The organism is Acinetobacter sp. A47 (assembly GCF_000805455.1).
Taxonomy (GTDB): domain Bacteria; phylum Pseudomonadota; class Gammaproteobacteria; order Pseudomonadales; family Moraxellaceae; genus Acinetobacter.
The window spans coordinates 16846-30980 of sequence record NZ_JSUS01000071.1; the positions used below are offsets into that span (position 1 = coordinate 16846).

Sequence of the window (14135 nt, forward strand, 5' to 3'; positions counted from 1 at the left end):
CAGGCTGGATCACCCGATCCAGCCGCATGCCTCAGCATGCTTGCCAGTTTCACCGGTCAGATGAATTATTTTCTTTGTCATCTCGCTGAAATATATTTTCATAATGATCACTATAAAATATATTGACGAGCCTGGTTTTGTCCCATATTTTATATCGATCATTACAAAATAAAATTAAAGCTCTCGCTTTTATCAAGGCACTGATCTATCAGGAAACCTCCATGCAAGCATCTTCAGACGTACGCCCCACACCTTCCCCTCAAGGCAGCTGGTATGCCATTCTGGCTGTTGCCATTGCTGCCTTTGCTCTGGTCACCAGCGAGTTTTTACCCGTTGGCGTGCTCAACAGCGTCGCCGCCGACCTGAACACCTCAGTCGGTACCGCCGGCCTGATCATTACCCTGCCCGATGTCATGGCGGCCATTGCAGCGCCCTTGTTGCCAGTTTCAGTGAAACAGCTCGACCGGCGTTATGTCCTGATCTTCCTTACAGCCATCATGGTGCTTGCCAATAGCATGACTGCATTTGCACAAAGCTTTGAGCTGCTGTTGCTCAGCCGTCTGGTGCTGGGGATTTCGATTGGAGGCTTCTGGGCAACCGCCATTGCCTTGAGTGGCAAACTTGCTCCTGCGCATTTACCGATTGCCAAAGCCACGGCCATTGTCATGGCCGGTGTAACCTTTGCCACCGTATTAGGTGTACCGATCGGTACCTGGCTCAGTGAATTTTATGGCTGGCGCAGTGCCTTCGGAATCACTGCGGCGATTGGCCTGATCGTCCTGCTGCTACAGCTGTTTTATCTGCCTGAACTCAAGCCCGAGTCTGCCATTCATATCCGCGATTTACCGGCATTGTTACGCACTCCCAAGGCACGCAGCGGCATGTTAATCGTATTAATGATCGGTCTTGCCCATTTCTGTGCCTATAGCTATCTGGCGCCCTTCTTTAAGAATATTGCCGGCTTTGATGGCACCACCATCAGCTCACTGTTATTGCTCTACGGCATTGCAGGTATTTTCGGCAATGCCTTTGCAGGCTATAGTGGCAACCTCAATGTACGTTATACCTTTGCCTTTATTGGGGTCTGTTTTGCCATCGTTTTCTTTGGCTTCCCGATCTTCGCGATTCATCAATTTGGTGCAATTGTCCTGACCGCTCTCTGGGGCTTCGCTTTTGGTGCCTTCCCGACCTCAGCCAATATCTGGATGTTTGTACACGCCCCACATGCGGTTGAAAAAGGCATGCCACTGTTTGTCGGGATGTTTCAGGTCATGATTGCCACCGGTTCATTGCTTGGCGGTTATGTGGTTGATCATTTCAACGAGAATATCCTGATTTATGGTGTCATTAGCTTTGTGGCTCTGGCATTAATCAGTATCTTTACTTTGGCCAAAGGCCTGAACAACCCTAAAATAACCTACGAAAACGAGCACGGAACGCCCCAATGACGCATGCTGCTGAACAGTTTCCCTTTTTAAATGGTATAGAAGTACATGAATTTCTTTATCAGAAAGATGATGTTGTTACACCGCACTCTTCACTCTGGGGAGATTTTAACTTTAGCCTGAATGGTACCCTTGAGTTTGATATTGAGGGCAAATATTACCTGTCGCCACCCAGCTACGGATTATGGCTACCGCCGCGTACCGAGCATCAGTCGCTGCCCGTTGAGCATGAAATTCACTATATCTGTATCCGCCTGCATCCCCGGCTGGGTGCGTACTTGGGCGAACAGTGCCGCTGTTTCAGTATTGAACCTTTCTTTCGGGCGCTGGTGCTGAAAATCCTTGATCAGCAGAAACAGGCCACTGCTCCTGAATATCTGGAGCATCTGCTTCAGGTCTTGTATGACCAGCTAAAACAGGCCCCTGCTTATTCACATTATCTTCCGCAAAGTAGCCATCCGGTTTTATCCCTGATTCTGCAACAGCTTGCCGATCCTGACCAGTTTGACCAGAGCCTGCAACAGATACTGCAACGCTTTGCGGTCAGTGAACGGCATCTGTTACGCCTGAGCCAGCAGGAATTGCAACTGTCCCTGTCCGAATGGCGTAACCGGGCCAAGATTATTTATGCAATCAACCAGATACGCCAGGGTATGACCATTAAACAACTGGCTTTTAACCTGGGTTATCATCACAGTTCCAGCTTTATCGAGTTCTTTAAACGTTATACCGGACAAACACCGGTACAGCTAAAAAATGCAACGCCCTAACACTTTAGCCTGCTTGGACTGATTATTTGTATGGATTGATTCCCAGAGGATTGCACTCCGGCACAATAGCAGTTAAAACAAACAGGTCTTGTCACAACAACAAATTAGGACTTATCTTATGAGCCAGTCGGTTTATCACATCCCTGTTAAGGACATTCAAGGCCAAGATGTTGATCTTGCACAATATCAAGGCAAAGTCTTGCTGATCGTTAACGTTGCATCAAAATGTGGCCTAACCCCGCAGTACGAAGGTCTGGAAAAACTTTATCAGGCCAAAAAAGATCAAGGTCTGGAAATTCTGGGTTTCCCTGCCAATAACTTTCTGGAACAGGAACCGGGTAGCAATGATGAAATCCAGCAATTCTGTTCACTGAATTATGACGTGCATTTCCCGCTATTTGCCAAGATTTCGGTTGCAGGTGATGACAAGCATGCCCTCTATCAGACCTTGACCCAGGCCATTCCAGAACGCATTGGTGAAGGTCCTTGGTGGAAAGATCTGGTGGATTACGGCCTCACCCCAAACAATCCGCCGGAAGTGTTATGGAATTTTGAAAAATTCCTTGTCAATAAAAACGGCGAGATCGTGGCCCGTTTTGCACCGGACATTACCGCAGATGACGAGCGCATTGTTAGCGCGATTGAAGCTGAACTGGCAAAATAAAAAACATTCGCACCGGGAAAAGAATAGCTGATCTATTCTTTTCTTGTGAATGCTCCGCTCATTTTTTCGCGCATTTTACGCAGGCAAACTGTTGCTAAATTGCAAAAATCACTTTTTTCTTCATACTTTCTCATTATAGTGACTCCCCTCTCATAATCGGGTGCCGTTTAGCCATGATGGACAAGCTATCTTTCAAAACCTTTCTCTCTGTCACGACCCTGGTGAGCCTGTTCACACTGGCAGGTTGCGACCAGGTTCCTCATGACAATGATCAGGCTGAGCAGGACACCACGATTGAACAGCCAATGCCGGCTTCTGAAAATACCCAACACGATGCTATGGTCGCCCAGGACACTCAAAACCTGAGCAAGGGCAATATGCTCAATATCGCCCGCGATATTGCAAAACTCCAGCTCGAAACTGATGACTATGTGACGCTACTTAAACAGTCCCAAGGGAACCTTGAACAGGCCATTCAGGATAAGAATATCCAGAAACTGCAAAGCACCACCGGTGATTTAAAACAGGAATTGCATGGCCTGCATGATGCATTACTGTCATTAAACTTAAAAAGTAATGAAGTGGACCAGATCCGCCAAAGCCTGTTAAGCGCCAATCAACAGCTATTAAATATGCCGTTACTGCATGGTCAAACTGATTTTTCAAAAATTGATTTTGCCAAGCTCGAAAAACAGTTCAACACCATTCAAATGGATATGGTGAAGCTGGCAACCTTAGTTCTGGGTGATAAAGCAGATTCAAACGCTTAAAGCCTGTTTATTTTTAAATTTTGTTGAGGCATAAAAAAGCCACCTGACGGTGGCTTTTTTCAATCTCGAACCTGCAATATTTAAAGAGCGCGGTTCTTGATTTTACGAATCGTTTCAAGCTGAGCTGCAGTCTCTGCAAGCGAAGCAAGTGCAGCAGCAGAATCCAGATCACTCTTTTGATTGGCAAGCAACTGTTCAGCCTGTTTACGGGCTTCCAGAATTGCTGCTTCATCAAGGTTGTCAGCGCGGATTGCAGTATCTGCAAGCACGGTCACAACGTGAGGTTGAACTTCTAACACACCGCCTGATACATAAACGATTTCTTCTGTACCATTTTCCAACTGAACACGAATCGGGCCCGGTTGGAGCAAAGTCACGAGTGGCGCATGGCCAGGTAAAATACCCAGCTCACCGCCCGCACCTTTTGCGATTAACATTGTAACTTGTCCAGAGTAAATCGACTCTTTCACACTTACAACATCACATTGCATCGTCGCCATGAGAATCTCCTTAAATTAGAGTTGCTAATTAAAGTTTCTCGGCTTTAGCAATCACTTCGTCAATACCACCAACCATATAGAACGCTTGTTCTGGAATGTGATCGTATTCACCAGCTAATAGACCTTTAAAGCCACGAATCGTTTCTTTAAGTGGGACTAATTTACCAGGTGCACCAGTAAAGACTTCAGCAACATGGAACGGTTGAGAGAAGAAACGCTGGATTTTACGCGCACGGTAAACAACCAGTTTATCTTCTTCTGCTAACTCGTCCATACCCAAGATTGCGATAATGTCTTTAAGCTCTTTATAACGTTGCAATACGTTCTGTACAGAACGTGCAATTTCATAGTGCTCTTGACCAACAACCAGTGGGTCTAACTGACGTGAAGTCGAGTCAAGTGGATCGATCGCCGGGTAAATACCAGAAGATGCGATGTCACGGCTCAATACAACTGTTGCATCCAAGTGAGCAAACGTTGTTGCAGGTGATGGATCCGTCAAGTCATCGGCAGGTACGTATACCGCCTGGATCGAGGTGATCGAACCAGATTTAGTCGATGTAATACGCTCTTGAAGAACACCCATTTCCTCTGCAAGTGTCGGCTGGTAACCTACTGCAGATGGCATACGACCTAACAATGCTGATACTTCAGTACCTGCAAGTGTATAACGGTAAATGTTGTCGACGAATAACAATACGTCACGACCTTTACCGTTTTCGTCTTTTTCATCACGGAAGTATTCAGCCATGGTCAAACCGGTTAACGCTACACGTAAACGGTTACCTGGTGGCTCGTTCATCTGACCGTAGACCATTGCTACTTTGTCAAGAACGTTAGAATCTTTCATTTCGTGATAGAAGTCGTTACCTTCACGAGTACGCTCACCAACACCAGCAAACACAGATAAACCTGAGTGAGCTTTTGCGATGTTGTTGATCAACTCCATCATGTTAACGGTTTTACCAACACCGGCACCACCGAACAGACCAACTTTACCACCTTTCGCAAACGGGCAAAGCAAGTCGATGACTTTAATACCTGTTTCTAATAGATCGGTAGAAGCCGCTTGTTCAGCATAAGAAGGGGCTTGACGGTGAATCGGCAAACGCTCTTCAGTCGCTACAGGACCTGCTTCATCAATCGGGCGACCCAATACGTCCATGATACGACCAAGTGTCGCTGGACCTACTGGCACAGAAATCGGTGCATTTGTGCTGGTTACGTTCAGGCCACGTTTAAGACCTTCTGTAGAACCCATTGCGATGGTACGAACAACACCATCGCCAAGCTGTTGCTGAACTTCTAAAGTAGTTTCAGTACCGTCAACTTGGAGAGCGTCATAGATCTTAGGAACGCTATTGCGCTCAAACTCGACGTCGATTACCGCGCCGATGATCTGAATGATACGACCGCTACTCATTGCTGTCTCCTCAATTCAAACTTAATAATGTTAAACGGCAGCGGCACCGCCAACGATCTCGGAAATTTCCTGAGTAATCGCGGCTTGACGCAGCTTGTTGTAAATGAGCTGTAGGTCTTTAATCAGTTGTCCTGCGTTGTCTGTCGCTGCTTTCATCGCGACCATACGAGCTGACTGCTCACATGCAACGTTTTCAATCACACCTTGATAAACCATAGACTCGATATAGCGAACCAACAAACCATTTAACAATTCTTCTGCTTCTGGTTCGTAGATATAATCCCAACCATAAGTACGGTTGAGGTCATCGCCTTCTTCTGCCGGTGCTAAAGGAACAAGTTGTTCTACTTTAGGCTGCTGGGTCATTGCATTGACGAAACCATTTGATACGAGATAGATACGATCCAGTTCGCCTTTATCAAATGCATCAAGCATAACCTGTACTGAGCCAGTTAACTGTTCCAAACTCGGCGCATCGCCAAGTTGGGTGGTTGCACCAAGCACTTTACCGCCGTAATTCTTAAAAAACGAAACCGCTTTTTGACCAATCAAAGCAAATTCAACTTCAATTGACTGCTCTTGCTGTGCTTTGACATGCTGCACAACTTTCTTGAACAAGTTAATGTTCAAGCCACCTGCCAAACCACGATCTGAAGATACAACGATATAGCCAACACGCTTAACTGGGCGGTCAACCATATAACGGTGTTTGTATTCAGGGTTTGCCTGTACCAAGTGAGCAATTACACGGCGCATATTATCGGCATACGGACGGCCCTGAGCCATGCGCTCTTGCGCACGACGCATTTTCGAAGCAGCGACCATTTGCATCGCGCGAGTAATCTTTTGCGTGCTCTTGATACTAGCTACTTTGGCGCGAATTTCTTTTAAATTTGCCATACGCTTAACCTAGTAATCGAAAGCTCTTTCGAGCTTCCGAAGGTTGATCCGTGAACCAAACTTAACTAAAGATAAACTTAGTAAGTTTGAGTCGCTTTGAAGCTCTCAATACCTGATTTGATTGCTGCTTCGATGTCTTTGTTGTAATCACCAGTTTCATCGATCTGTTGCATTAACGCAGGATATTCAGAACGGAAGTAAGAGATTAACGCAGTATCAAAGTCTACGATTTTCTTCACTTCTACGTCAGCCATATAGCCTTCGTTAGATGCATATACAGAAACGGCCTGGTCAGCAATTGAGTAAGGAGCATATTGTTTTTGCTTCATTAACTCAGTTACACGTTGACCATGCTCAAGTTGCTTACGCGTTGCTTCGTCAAGATCAGAAGCGAACTGAGCAAACGCAGCCAATTCACGGTATTGCGCCAGAGCGGTACGGATACCACCAGACAATTTCTTGATGATCTTGGTTTGTGCAGAACCACCAACACGAGATACCGAGATACCCGCGTTCACAGCAGGACGGATACCTGCGTTGAATAATGATGTTTCCAAGAAGATCTGACCGTCAGTAATCGAAATTACGTTGGTTGGTACGAATGCAGATACGTCACCCGCTTGAGTTTCAATGATTGGTAATGCAGTTAAAGAACCGGTCTGGCCTTTAACTTCACCATTCGTGAATTTCTCAACATAGTCAGCTGAAACGCGAGAAGCACGTTCAAGTAGACGAGAGTGAAGATAGAATACGTCACCTGGATACGCTTCACGACCTGGTGGACGGCGTAAAAGCAATGAAATTTGACGGTAAGCAACAGCTTGCTTAGACAAATCATCATAAATGATTAACGCATCTTCACCGCGGTCACGGAAGTACTCACCCATTGTACAGCCAGCATATGGAGCCAGATACTGCATTGCTGCAGGATCAGCCGCCGCAGCTGCGACAACAGTGGTATACGCCATAGCGCCAGTTTCTTCCAGCTTGCGTACCACGTTTGCAATTGTTGACTGTTTTTGACCAATCGCAACGTAGACACATTTAATGCCAGAGTTTTTCTGAGCGATGATCGCATCGATCGCCATTGCTGTTTTACCAGTTTGACGGTCACCAATGATCAACTCACGCTGACCACGACCTACAGGGATCATGGTATCAACTGATTTATAACCAGTTTGAACAGGTTCGTCGACTGATTGACGCCAAATTACACCTGGTGCTACTTTTTCAACAGCATCAGTCAGTTTTGCATCAATAGGGCCTTTACCATCAATCGGGTTACCCAAAGCGTCTACGACACGGCCAAGAAGCTCAGGACCAACCGGAACTTCTAATACACGACCTGTACAACGAGCTTTTTGACCTTCTTGAAGGCTTAGGTAGTTACCTAAAACAACGGCACCCACTGAATCCTGTTCTAGGTTCAGTGCCATACCAAATAAGCCGCCGTCGAATTCGATCATTTCACCGTACATTGCATCCGCAAGACCGTGAATACGCACGATACCGTCAGATACCATGACGATGGTACCTTCATTCTTAGCGGTCGCGCTGGTGTCCAGATCGCCGATACGCTGTTTAATGAGCGCACTGATCTCGGATGGATTCAGTTGTTGCATTGCGCTATTCCTCAATCTTTTTTAAGTTCAGTCTTTTTGCTGTTAGGCAAGAAGACGAGTCCGCATTTTTTCAAGCTTGTTAAGCGCAGAGTCATCTATCACTTGGTCGCCTGCACGAATCACAACACCTGCGATCAACGCCGGATTAACGTTAACAGTGACATGAACTGTTCTGTTAAAACGTTTCTCAAGCGCATGAGCCAAAATGTGCTCTTGTGTCGCATCCATTGGGAAAGCAGATTCAATCTCTACTTCCAATGAGTTGTTGTTCTGCGATTTAAGTAATTCGTATTCTGCTGCGATTTCAGGCAATAAAACCAACCGATCGTTATCGGCAAGCAATGTCAGGAAGTTAGACACTGATTGAGACTGATCTTCACCTAAAACCTTTGCAAAAAGACCTACTTGTTCCGCAGGAGTCAGCTCAGGGCGATTTAAATAAGCGGAAAATGCTTCGTCTTGCACCGCAGCACCGAGCAGTTGTAACGCATTTGACCAAGCGTCAGTTGCATTCTGCTCAGATGCATAAGCAAATGCTGCTTTGGCGTACGGGCGTGCTAACGTCAAGAGTTCAGCCATATTCGCCTCGCTTAAAGTTTAGCAGCCAGCTGATTCAGCATGGCATTATGAGCTTCTGCGTCAACTTGTTGGTTCAGAATTTTTTCTGCGCCAGCAACTGCCAAAGCAGCAACTTGTTGACGTAATTCTTCGCGAGCAGAATTGATGTCCTGATCAACGGCTTCTTTCGCCTGTTGACGGATACGCTCACCTTCAGCAGATGCCTGGGTACGCGCTTCTTCGATCAATTGTGCTGCACGACGGTTCGCTTGTTCGATCAATTGAGCCGCTTGTGCTTTTGCTGCGTCTAACTCTGCCTTCACTTGTGCTTGCGCATCAGCAAGGTCAGCTTTTGCTTTTTCAGCAGCATTTAAGCCATCAGCGATTTTACGCTGACGCTCACTAATCGCATTGATTAGTGGTGGCCAGACAAACTTCATGCAGAATGCGACAAAGAACGCAAATGCAATCGCCTGGCCAATCAATGTGAGGTTGATATTCATTTCGCTATTCCTCAATATGTGGATTTAGGAATTAAGCTATTAACCTACAAATGGATTAGCGAAGATGAAGAACAAGCCAATACCAACACCGATCATAGGCACAGCATCAAGAAGACCCGCGATTAAGAACATACGAGTTTGAAGTTGTGGAGCCAATTCTGGTTGACGAGCAACAGCTTCTAAGAAGCGACCACCTAAAAGACCGAAACCAATCGCAGTACCTAAAGCACCGAAAGCGATCAAGATAGCAGATGCAATTGCAACTAGACCTAAAGTGAGTTCCATGAAAAATTCCTCAGAGGTTAGGTTATTACCAAATTAAACTAAAATTTAAGCCCAACCGTCAGGTGACAGTCAGGCAATACCATTAATGCTTTTCGCTTGCCATGCTCAAGTAAACGATGGTCAGCATCATAAAGATAAATGCTTGCAGCGTGATTACGAGAATGTGGAAGATAGCCCAAGGCACAGATAACGCCCACTGGATCCAGAACGGCAATAATGCGATCAAGATGAAGATCAACTCACCCGCATACATGTTACCGAACAGTCGTAGAGCCAACGAAACTGGACGAGCAAGGAAAGTTACCAACTCCAGAACTAAGTTCACTGGAATCAATAACGCTTTTGCAAATTTGTTACTTGGGTTGAATGGGTTAAGTGCCAGCTCACCGACGAAACCGCCGATCCCTTTCTCACGGATACTGTAGAACAGGATCAAGGCAAATACTGACAAAGACATACCTAAAGTAATGTTAGGGTCAGTAGATGGAACGATCTTGAAATACACGTGGTGAGGGTCCATGCCAAACACACTTGCACCAATTTGCTGAGCCAGGTAAGGAACCCAGTCAACCGGGATTAAGTCCATTAAGTTCATGAGGAAAATCCACACGAAAATGGTTAATGCCAATGGCGCAATTAAGCGTGATTTGCCGTGGAAAGTATCACGAACACTTGAGTCAACAAACTCGATAATCATTTCAATTGCTGACTGGAACTTTGTTGGTACACCCGCGTTAGCAGCTTTTGCAACAATCCAGAACAACAGACAGAAAATAACACCAAGTCCGATAGACCAACCCATTGAATCCAAGTGAATTGCAGTGAACCCCATCGATTGAGCTTCTTCAGCAGTCTCAGCCAATTTCCATGTACCGTCAGGCATTTTGCCATAGGTCATATTGGTCAAGTGATGCTTGATATACTCGGTCGAAGTCAGGGCATGTTCTTCAGCAGCCATAAATCACACCTGGTCAATGTCAATCATTAAAAAGAAGAAAAACGAATCATGCGTACTGCAAAATTCCGTTTTCACTTCCAAAAATCTTAAAATGTGCCTTATACCCGTTTTTGTAGACGTGCCACCCAAAATGGCGCGACCCAAGACATTGCCTGTACGAGAATAAATCCACAAAACAATGCAACCGGTGACAGCGGCTTAACATTGCTTAAAATTAATATAAAACCCACAATCACAATCGCAAACTTACCGAGCATCCCTCGGTACATATTCAGCATGACTTGTTTTGATGCTCTTGCGCCTGCCGTTCTAAACGACTGCCAAGCAAAATAACAGTGTGCCAACCAACATACCAGAGCCCCAAGCGCAGCACTCAAAGCAGCAGTTGTATCCTTTATTGCCCATGCCAGCAAAGCGGCGACAGGAATCATACACGCCTGTAAGAAGACCAAAGCTTTTGCTAATCGTCGGTCAATCATGCGACTAGTTTGGCTCATTTTTTATCCACTTACAGTATAACTGCTTGACAAGTTTTAATCATGATCGTTTCGAATCGCAGGCATTATAGAGTTACACCCCTGAACATGCAATCTTTTCTCGACTTAAGTCTGGTTTTTTCGTTACCATATTTTCTGACGATAGAGTCAATTGATTTTTATTTTTTTCATCAATTTTGTGCACTTATTACGCATTTATCGGTTTTTGAAGCCAATTTTTTCCAGGCTGTTACAAAATCGTCTTCCCCGCGCATGCTTTCATCCACAGACTGGAAAACTACCAGGTTCATTTTTTGATATTGATTGGCGCTCGCTGTCGTTTCGGCCAATAAGCACATTTTAGCCTGCGGGCGGTTATCTCTTAAATACTTAATCTGGGCTGCCGTTGGGGCAATGTGCGGATCATCGGTCAGCGCACCGGCAAATTTCAGGTTCAGGGCTCTTTCCAGATACTGGTAGGCATCATGGTATGACCAGTAGGCTTTTGCCTTGCTCGAGCTTTCATATTGTTGTGAAGCCTGTAGCATCTGCTGTGAGAAAGCTTTGGCATTGGCCAGATATCGGGCTTTATTTTCAGGATATTGCTGTGAACGCAAGGTGGCAATAAAGAAAGCAATACGTACCGCATTATTGGGTTCCAGCCAGACATGGCTGTCTACCGTGTTTGCCAGTGATGCGCCACGCAGATTACGTTGCGGCAATATGGTCAGAATGCCCGAATCCAGCAGTGCAATCGCTTTACGGTTTTGATGCAGCAGCTTTTCCAATGGTGCTTCATGGGCTTTACCCAGCCATAACACCAAGGAGGCATCCTGAATGGCCTTACGGTGTGCCGGGGTCAGCTGAACATCGTGTCCGCTCTGATCGCCCAGCAACAGCACAGGCTCCTCTACCCCTTGCGTGACCTCTTTGGCAATCAGGTAAATCGGGTGCGTTGAAACCACCAGACTTTGTGTCCAGCCCCATGTGCTTAACATTGAAAACAAGACAAGAACAATTAGGCGGGACATCTTTGCATTACTCAATCGGGCGAAGCATGTTATAATATAACAAAAGTTAAAAAATGCCTATGTCTATTTTGCAGATTCATCCCCTACTCACCGGTCAGTCGCAGTTAGATCGCTTGTTCAGATGAATTGCATGGTATGATAGGAGGCAAAACAATGAGGTCAACCTATGAGTTCTTGTTCACACGAACATGACAATGCTTTACACGGTGTTCACGGTCATCACGATATCAAAGCCCGACTTGCCGAAGCAGAAATCTTATGCACTGCGGTAGGCGCTCGCCTGACACCTTTGCGTAAAGAAGTCCTTGAACTCATTCTTAACTCATCTGCACCGATGGGTGCCTATGATTTACTGGCCAAAATAAAGGGCCAGGCTGACCGTCCGGCTGCCCCGCCTACAGTTTACCGGACTCTGGACTTTTTACTGGAAAAAGGTCTCATTCACCGTTTAACTTCTATTAATGCCTATATTCCCTGCTGTCACCCGCGCGAAGGGCATCAGGCTGCCTTCCTGATTTGCACCGAATGTCATTCGGTCAAAGAGGCCTCGGCACAGGGCCTGATCCAGCAACTTGACCAGCTTGCCGCTTCGGATCAGTTTGCTGCCCAGCACAGCATTATTGAAATTTCTGGAAAATGTCATCAGTGCAGCACACGTCAGTAAGCACTCCGCTTATTCAACTGGAGAATATCTCTGTCCGGCGTGATGAACGGGATATTTTGAGAAATGTCGATTTTGCCCTGCAGGCAAAAGAGATTGTGACATTAATTGGCCCCAACGGCGCCGGCAAGTCAACCTTAATTAAAGTGCTACTGGGCATCATGTCACCCAATGCAGGCCAGGTCCGCTTCTCGAAAAAATTAAAAATGGCCTATGTGCCACAAAAGTTCAACCCGTCAGCCAGCCTGCCGCTACGTGTCCAGGACTTACTTGAACTGGAGGCTTGTGAAGCAGGTCTGCGGGCCGAGATTATCCGGGACACCGGCATCCAGAAATTACAGCTTTCCAAGGTACAGCAACTGTCAGGTGGGGAGCGGCAACGGGTTTTACTGGCCCGGGCCTTAATGCGCCAGCCTGACATTCTTGTACTGGATGAACCGATGCAAGGTCTGGATATCCAGTCCGAAGCAGAACTTTATGAATATGTACGCAGCCTGCCAGAACGCTATGGCTGTGCCGTGCTCATGGTATCGCATGACTTGCAGTGGGTCATGCAAGGTACGCATCGCGTAGTCTGCCTGAACAGGCATATCTGTTGCAGCGGCCTGCCTGAAAGTATTCAGCAACACCCCGAATATCAGGCTATTTTTGGTACACAACGGATGTTCTACCAGCATCATCATAATCATTGCGGACACAGCGACCATGCCGAGCCCTGCTCACATGATCCACGCCCTCATATTCACCCGGAGCCGAAGGTCTAAGCCATGATGGAATGGTTACAACTCCTCTTACCTGCCTGGATCATGGGGACCCTGCTGGTTTTCCTGACGGCACCACTCGGCTGCCTGATGCTCTGGCGCAGGATGTCTTTTTTTGCCGATACCATGGCCCATGGCACCCTGCTCGGGGTGGCAATCGCAGGTATCCTGCATTTACCGCTATGGCTAGGCGTGGCTTTTCTTGCAGGCTTATTGGTTGCGATTTTATGGGTGCTGCATGACTCCCGCCTACCCAATGATGCCCTGCTTGCCTTGAGCTCTGCTACCCTGCTCTGCTCCGGGCTGCTGTTAATCCAGCAGGTACCGAGCTTGCGCCCTGAATTACTGAGCTATTTATTTGGCGATCTGCTCAGTATCGAATGGGCAGACCTGCCCGTATTTGCCGTGGTGATTGTAGCGGCACTGGCCGTCCTGTACCGTGCCTGGTCAGCACAGATCCAGATGGCCATTGATCCGGATATTGCCATGAGTGAAGGGATCAGTGCTAACTGGCAACGTCTGATTTTCATGTTGTTACTGGCTTTATTTACGGTACTGGCGCTCCGTGCAGTCGGTTCCCTGCTGATGGGAGCCCTGCTGGTGATTCCTGCGCTAAGTGCTCGCCTGCTGGCCCATTCTCCCAAGCAGATGGTGATCTGGGCATTTATACTGGCCCAACTCGGTGTGACCGTAGGCCTGTGGTCAAGCGCAGCCCTGAATATTTCGACAGGCTTAAGCATTGTGCTGTGCATGGCGCTGTGTTTTGCCACAATTTTTATCGCCCAGAAATTAAAGCAGCTGTCCTGAT

Annotated in this window: 17 protein-coding genes; 7 read left to right on the forward strand and 10 right to left on the reverse strand. The window is 46.7% G+C overall.

Going from position 1 to position 14135, the window contains the following annotated elements; translation table 11 throughout:
• The first annotated feature begins 221 nt into the window (after positions 1–221).
• The 4 genes from OC23_RS15390 (at position 222) to OC23_RS15405 (ending at position 3649) form a co-directional block, all read left to right on the forward strand.
• Entirely contained in the window at positions 222–1448 is a 1227-nt protein-coding gene (locus OC23_RS15390) for an MFS transporter (RefSeq protein ID WP_038345806.1), read from the forward strand.
• A complete protein-coding gene (locus OC23_RS15395) occupies positions 1445–2215 on the forward strand; it encodes a helix-turn-helix transcriptional regulator (RefSeq protein ID WP_038345808.1) in 771 nt (256 codons plus the stop codon). Before OC23_RS15390 ends, OC23_RS15395 begins: the two co-directional genes overlap by 4 nt.
• 118 nt (positions 2216–2333) lie before the next feature.
• Positions 2334–2879: a glutathione peroxidase gene (locus tag OC23_RS15400; protein WP_038345809.1), complete on the forward strand. Its 546-nt coding sequence runs from the start codon at positions 2334–2336 to the stop codon at positions 2877–2879.
• A gap of 173 nt (positions 2880–3052) precedes the next feature.
• Positions 3053–3649 (forward strand): hypothetical protein, encoded by a 597-nt coding sequence (locus tag OC23_RS15405; protein WP_038345811.1) that lies wholly within the window; start codon positions 3053–3055, stop codon positions 3647–3649.
• A gap of 80 nt (positions 3650–3729) precedes the next feature.
• On the opposite strand, the gene OC23_RS15410 is transcribed toward OC23_RS15405, so the two are convergent.
• From OC23_RS15410 to OC23_RS15455, 10 genes are all read right to left on the reverse strand, one after another.
• Positions 3730–4149, reverse strand: coding sequence for a F0F1 ATP synthase subunit epsilon (locus OC23_RS15410; protein ID WP_004881989.1), 420 nt, complete (start codon positions 4147–4149; stop codon positions 3730–3732).
• A gap of 28 nt (positions 4150–4177) precedes the next feature.
• On the reverse strand, positions 4178–5572 hold the full coding sequence (gene atpD, locus OC23_RS15415) for a F0F1 ATP synthase subunit beta (RefSeq protein WP_004798063.1): 1395 nt from the start codon (positions 5570–5572) through the stop codon (positions 4178–4180).
• Between the two features lie 30 nt (positions 5573–5602).
• Positions 5603–6472, reverse strand: coding sequence for a F0F1 ATP synthase subunit gamma (atpG, locus tag OC23_RS15420; RefSeq protein WP_038345814.1), 870 nt, complete (start codon positions 6470–6472; stop codon positions 5603–5605).
• A 77-nt stretch (positions 6473–6549) separates the two neighbouring features.
• Complete coding sequence (gene atpA, locus OC23_RS15425; protein ID WP_038345815.1) at positions 6550–8094, reverse strand: F0F1 ATP synthase subunit alpha; 1545 nt, start codon at positions 8092–8094, stop codon at positions 6550–6552.
• Between the two features lie 42 nt (positions 8095–8136).
• Positions 8137–8673 carry a F0F1 ATP synthase subunit delta gene (locus OC23_RS15430; RefSeq protein WP_038345817.1) on the reverse strand — a complete coding sequence of 179 codons (537 nt, stop codon included), beginning with the start codon at positions 8671–8673 and terminating at the stop codon, positions 8137–8139.
• 11 nt (positions 8674–8684) lie between these two features.
• Positions 8685–9155 (reverse strand): F0F1 ATP synthase subunit B, encoded by a 471-nt coding sequence (locus OC23_RS15435; RefSeq protein WP_038345819.1) that lies wholly within the window; start codon positions 9153–9155, stop codon positions 8685–8687.
• A gap of 39 nt (positions 9156–9194) precedes the next feature.
• Positions 9195–9440, reverse strand: a complete 246-nt coding sequence (gene atpE, locus OC23_RS15440; protein WP_000424060.1) for a F0F1 ATP synthase subunit C — start codon at positions 9438–9440, stop codon at positions 9195–9197.
• An 82-nt stretch (positions 9441–9522) separates the two neighbouring features.
• A complete protein-coding gene (gene atpB, locus OC23_RS15445; protein ID WP_038345821.1) occupies positions 9523–10398 on the reverse strand; it encodes a F0F1 ATP synthase subunit A in 876 nt (291 codons plus the stop codon).
• A 98-nt stretch (positions 10399–10496) separates the two neighbouring features.
• Positions 10497–10895, reverse strand: coding sequence for an ATP synthase subunit I (locus tag OC23_RS15450; RefSeq protein ID WP_038345822.1), 399 nt, complete (start codon positions 10893–10895; stop codon positions 10497–10499).
• A 170-nt stretch (positions 10896–11065) separates the two neighbouring features.
• Positions 11066–11905, reverse strand: coding sequence for a metal ABC transporter solute-binding protein, Zn/Mn family (locus OC23_RS15455; protein ID WP_038345823.1), 840 nt, complete (start codon positions 11903–11905; stop codon positions 11066–11068).
• Positions 11906–12071: 166 nt separating this feature from the next.
• Here OC23_RS15455 and OC23_RS15460 point away from each other — a divergent pair, with 166 nt between their 5' ends.
• Genes OC23_RS15460 through znuB form a run of 3 tightly spaced genes read left to right on the forward strand, consistent with a single transcriptional unit; the run spans position 12072 to position 14134 of the window.
• Entirely contained in the window at positions 12072–12569 is a 498-nt protein-coding gene (locus OC23_RS15460) for a transcriptional repressor (protein WP_038345824.1), read from the forward strand.
• Positions 12542–13330 carry a zinc ABC transporter ATP-binding protein ZnuC gene (gene znuC / locus OC23_RS15465; RefSeq protein WP_038345826.1) on the forward strand — a complete coding sequence of 263 codons (789 nt, stop codon included), beginning with the start codon at positions 12542–12544 and terminating at the stop codon, positions 13328–13330. The genes OC23_RS15460 and znuC overlap by 28 nt, the downstream gene beginning before the upstream one ends.
• A gap of 3 nt (positions 13331–13333) precedes the next feature.
• Positions 13334–14134 carry a zinc ABC transporter permease subunit ZnuB gene (gene znuB, locus OC23_RS15470; protein WP_038345828.1) on the forward strand — a complete coding sequence of 267 codons (801 nt, stop codon included), beginning with the start codon at positions 13334–13336 and terminating at the stop codon, positions 14132–14134.
• Position 14135 lies beyond the last annotated feature (1 nt).

Bases quoted from the DNA above. Each gene is read 5' to 3' on its own strand.
- OC23_RS15390 (WP_038345806.1), top strand. From the start codon at position 222: ATGCAAGCATCTTCAGACGTACGCCCCACACCTTCCCCTCAAGGCAGC.
- OC23_RS15395 (WP_038345808.1), top strand. From the start codon at position 1,445: ATGACGCATGCTGCTGAACAGTTTCCCTTTTTAAATGGTATAGAAGTA.
- OC23_RS15400 (WP_038345809.1), top strand. From the start codon at position 2,334: ATGAGCCAGTCGGTTTATCACATCCCTGTTAAGGACATTCAAGGCCAA.
- OC23_RS15405 (WP_038345811.1), top strand. From the start codon at position 3,053: ATGATGGACAAGCTATCTTTCAAAACCTTTCTCTCTGTCACGACCCTG.
- OC23_RS15410 (WP_004881989.1), bottom strand. From the start codon at position 4,149: ATGGCGACGATGCAATGTGATGTTGTAAGTGTGAAAGAGTCGATTTAC.
- atpD (WP_004798063.1), bottom strand. From the start codon at position 5,572: ATGAGTAGCGGTCGTATCATTCAGATCATCGGCGCGGTAATCGACGTC.
- atpG (WP_038345814.1), bottom strand. From the start codon at position 6,472: ATGGCAAATTTAAAAGAAATTCGCGCCAAAGTAGCTAGTATCAAGAGC.
- atpA (WP_038345815.1), bottom strand. From the start codon at position 8,094: ATGCAACAACTGAATCCATCCGAGATCAGTGCGCTCATTAAACAGCGT.
- OC23_RS15430 (WP_038345817.1), bottom strand. From the start codon at position 8,673: ATGGCTGAACTCTTGACGTTAGCACGCCCGTACGCCAAAGCAGCATTT.
- OC23_RS15435 (WP_038345819.1), bottom strand. From the start codon at position 9,155: ATGAATATCAACCTCACATTGATTGGCCAGGCGATTGCATTTGCGTTC.
- atpE (WP_000424060.1), bottom strand. From the start codon at position 9,440: ATGGAACTCACTTTAGGTCTAGTTGCAATTGCATCTGCTATCTTGATC.
- atpB (WP_038345821.1), bottom strand. From the start codon at position 10,398: ATGGCTGCTGAAGAACATGCCCTGACTTCGACCGAGTATATCAAGCAT.
- OC23_RS15450 (WP_038345822.1), bottom strand. From the start codon at position 10,895: ATGAGCCAAACTAGTCGCATGATTGACCGACGATTAGCAAAAGCTTTG.
- OC23_RS15455 (WP_038345823.1), bottom strand. From the start codon at position 11,905: ATGTCCCGCCTAATTGTTCTTGTCTTGTTTTCAATGTTAAGCACATGG.
- OC23_RS15460 (WP_038345824.1), top strand. From the start codon at position 12,072: ATGAGTTCTTGTTCACACGAACATGACAATGCTTTACACGGTGTTCAC.
- znuC (WP_038345826.1), top strand. From the start codon at position 12,542: ATGTCATCAGTGCAGCACACGTCAGTAAGCACTCCGCTTATTCAACTG.
- znuB (WP_038345828.1), top strand. From the start codon at position 13,334: ATGATGGAATGGTTACAACTCCTCTTACCTGCCTGGATCATGGGGACC.